Source organism: Microcoleus sp. D2_18a_B4, from assembly GCF_036702475.1.
In the GTDB taxonomy this organism is placed as follows: Bacteria; Cyanobacteriota; Cyanobacteriia; order Cyanobacteriales; family Microcoleaceae; genus Microcoleus.
Map to the genome: position 1 here is coordinate 1 of NZ_JAUBTL010000129.1, position 3261 is coordinate 3261.

4 protein-coding genes are annotated in these 3261 nt (G+C 43.3%); 2 read left to right on the plus strand and 2 right to left on the minus strand.

Annotated elements, in window-relative coordinates:
- The first annotated feature begins 368 nt into the window (after nt 1-368).
- Nucleotides 369-683, plus strand: a complete 315-nt coding sequence (locus QUB04_RS32220) for an RNA-binding protein (RefSeq protein ID WP_333143949.1) — start codon at nt 369-371, stop codon at nt 681-683.
- A 361-nt stretch (nt 684-1044) separates the two neighbouring features.
- Nucleotides 1045-1503 carry a phosphate-starvation-inducible PsiE family protein gene (locus QUB04_RS32225; RefSeq protein ID WP_333290725.1) on the plus strand — a complete coding sequence of 153 codons (459 nt, stop codon included), beginning with the start codon at nt 1045-1047 and terminating at the stop codon, nt 1501-1503.
- A gap of 69 nt (nt 1504-1572) precedes the next feature.
- On the opposite strand, the gene rimM is transcribed toward QUB04_RS32225, so the two are convergent.
- Complete coding sequence (gene rimM / locus QUB04_RS32230) at nt 1573-2214, minus strand: ribosome maturation factor RimM (RefSeq protein ID WP_333290726.1); 642 nt, start codon at nt 2212-2214, stop codon at nt 1573-1575.
- 193 nt (nt 2215-2407) lie between these two features.
- Complete coding sequence (locus QUB04_RS32235; RefSeq protein ID WP_006632834.1) at nt 2408-3040, minus strand: response regulator; 633 nt, start codon at nt 3038-3040, stop codon at nt 2408-2410.
- Between the last annotated feature and the right edge of the window lie 221 nt (nt 3041-3261).

Below are 3261 nucleotides of genomic sequence, written 5' to 3' on the forward strand. Positions count from 1 at the left end.
ACTGCCGCAAGGATAGATAGTTTTAAGGTAGGTCGCAGAACCAAGAATCCCCTCGCCTTCAGGCAGGGGAGTGTCAAGCAGCCTAAAAACTGGGTTTCCCCGCCAGAGTTCGGAAACAAGGAAAATTAAATTTATGTAAATTTATGTATTCTGAGTTCTTCCTTCTTGATGGGGGTTTTTCCTTCGGGAGAATGTCTTCTGGCGAATGGTTTCTGCCTTCTTTTTAATTAATCGAGTCAGACAATTGCAGTTTGCACCTATAGGTGCTATAATCGTTTTACAAGGCTTTATTTTCGGCAGTACAGTTCGTTCGATCGGCGTTCCTCCGGATTTAAATCTCTACACACTCTGATTCTGGAGAATGTTCAATGTCAATCTATGTCGGCAATTTATCCTACGAAGTAACGCAGGAGCACCTCAACCAAACTTTTGGAGAGTACGGAACAGTAAAGCGCGTTCAGTTGCCTGCTGACCGGGAAACAGGTCGGATGCGGGGTTTCGCTTTTGTAGAAATGTCTACAGAAGCCGAAGAAGCCGCAGCCATTGAGGCTCTTGACGGTGCTGAGTGGATGGGTCGCGACCTCAAAGTCAACAAAGCAAAACCCCGTGAAGAACGTGGTTCCAATTCTGGTGGTGGTAACTGGGGCAACAACGATCGCGGTGGCAATTCTCGTCGCTACTAAACCACCCGAGCTAAATTTTTAGCTATCTTGTATATTGCGTCGGAGCAAGCTGGGAGTCAACAATCATTCTCTGTTGAGAATAGATAGTTAGTTCAGTGGTCGCACCGCGCCTTAAAAGCCTCAAAATATTGCTAGACAATAGTTTGAGGCTTTTTTATGGCAAAAATTTATTAAGCAGGAGTTCATCGCGTGCGATCGATTCCTCGCTGACACGAAAAACTATAAAATATAACGGGCAAAGAGAGCCGCCTTTTCCCAGCAATCGGTTGCCGCCGTAAAACCAGGCAATCGCAAAGTTTTGCGCTTGCAAACTGTACCGAACAATGACAGAATCATTAAGAATGAAGACTAAATCACTTTTATGCTGAAAAAAATATTTAGGCAAATTTCCAAGTCAAGCAGTGATGAAAATTTTCTGCATTTTACAGAAAGTGTAGAAGTAATAATATCAAAAGTTTTATCACTGGCGATGATTTTGGTAATTATCGTCAGCGTTGCCGATTTGGTGATTTTTTTAACACAAGAATTGGTAAACCACACTGATAATTTCTTAAAAGACACGTTGTTTGTGATATTTGGGTTATTTTTAAATGTTTTAATTGCATTGGAAATATTGGAAAATATTACAGCTTATCTGAAAAAGCACGTAATTCAAGTAGAGCTAGTTATTGTAACTTCTTTGATAGCAGTATCTCGAAAAATCATCATTCTTGACCTGGAAAAAAAAACCGCAGCCGACTTGATTGGTTTGGCGACTGCAATTTTCGCGCTTTCCATCAGTTACTTGATAGTGCGGTCTACAAATAGAGGAAAGGATTAATATTGAGAATAGGGGATTGCGAATTGTTAATAACTAATATCATATCCGGTCGAGCGACCGGACATTATATTATTCCAACAAACCAGGAGGAGGCACAATTTCAATTCTGCCTTGTTCTAAGTCAACAACTGGCACAATCTCTTCCACAAAAGGAATCAATATTTTTGTAGATTTAGGCTCTTTAACGCGAATTTTCCGTGGTTTGCGGGTATTTCTGGGGTCAGCGTTTGCTTGGGGAGTTTCAGGCTGTTTTGGCTTTTCTAATTCTGCGGCGACAGTTTCCGGCCGCGTTAGATTCGTTTCTACTTCTAAAAGGTCGTTACCTGCAGGAATAATATCACTTACCTTGCCTAAGATTTCCCCGGTTAACTGGTTAAAAACTTCCATACCGATCAAATCTTGGACGTAAAACTCATCAGATTCGAGGTAAGGTCGATCGGTCTTTTCAACAAACAACTTGCAGCCCCGCAGCGCCTCAGCACTATCGCGGTCTTCCACACCCTCTACCTCTACAGCATACAGCCCTTTGCCCGGAATGTAGCGACCGCCCAAAAACTCGATCGGTTCCGGTTCACTTTTGTTAGGGCGCAAAATCCACCGCTTCCCCGGTTCGATAAACCTTTCCGGGAAATCCGAATCGGGATAGACTCGCACTTCCCCGTCCAAACCTTGAGCTGCTACAATTTTACCGATTTCTATCCACTCAGACATAAACTTTTTGGGAATTGGGAATTGGGAATTGGGAATTGGGAATTGGGCATCGGGCATCGGGCATCGGGCATCGGGCATCGGGCATCGGGCATTGCTAATTGCGGATTGGAAATTGCGAATTAGTAACTGAAAAACGTTGAATTATTTTTCTTCCCTCTTCCTTCTTCCCTCTTCCTTCTTCCCTCTTCCTTCTTTACACCAATCCCGTTCTCAGCGCTACAACTGCGGCTTGCACGCGGTCATCCACTGCCAACTTATTCATAATACCGCGAACGTGAGTTTTAATAGTATTTGGACTCAAGTAAAGCGCCGCTGCAATTTCGGGATTGCTGTTACCTTCCACCATTAATTTTAACACCTCCAATTCCCGCTGCGACAACTGACCAAAAGTAGTTGTAGAGGCAGGTATCGGCGGTTTCAGGTGTTCTATGACAGTCCGGGCAATTTGAGGGTCAAGATATGTAGCGCCCTCTGCTGCGGCTGCAATCGCTGCTAACAGCCTGTCTACAGAAGCACCTTTAATACAATAAGCATCAGCACCACTAGAAAGGGCAGCAATAATTTCAGTTTCTGCCGTGTGAGAAGTTAACATTACGACTCGAACTTCTGGCAGTTGTGCTTTAATTTGCTGCGTCGCTGCTATGCCGTCGAGCCGCGGCAAACCGATATCCATTACAATAATATCAGGTTTGAGTTTCAGTGCGGCTGCTACGCCTAAATAGCCGTCTTCTGCTTGTCCTACTATTTCTATCTCTGGGGAATCGGCTAAAACTTGCTCTAATCCCAGTTGCATCATCGGGTCATCTTCAACAATTAAAATTCTCATAATACGAAGGAAGTTCGGCAACGGATTGTGTAACGGATGTAACGGATGTAACGGATGTAACGAATGTCACTCCGATGTCCGTCGGAAGAAGGAAGAAGGAAGATTACTTAGTTGTTAATATTTTACCTGAACTTATACCGAGCCAATGACTAATGACTAATGACTAATGACTAATGACTAATGACTAATGACTAATGACTAATGACTAATGACTAATGACT

Excerpts from the sequence above, each read along its gene's own strand:
- QUB04_RS32220 (WP_333143949.1), top strand. The coding sequence starts at position 369 with ATGTCAATCTATGTCGGCAATTTATCCTACGAAGTAACGCAGGAGCAC.
- QUB04_RS32225 (WP_333290725.1), top strand. The coding sequence starts at position 1,045 with ATGCTGAAAAAAATATTTAGGCAAATTTCCAAGTCAAGCAGTGATGAA.
- rimM (WP_333290726.1), bottom strand. The coding sequence starts at position 2,214 with ATGTCTGAGTGGATAGAAATCGGTAAAATTGTAGCAGCTCAAGGTTTG.
- QUB04_RS32235 (WP_006632834.1), bottom strand. The coding sequence starts at position 3,040 with ATGAGAATTTTAATTGTTGAAGATGACCCGATGATGCAACTGGGATTA.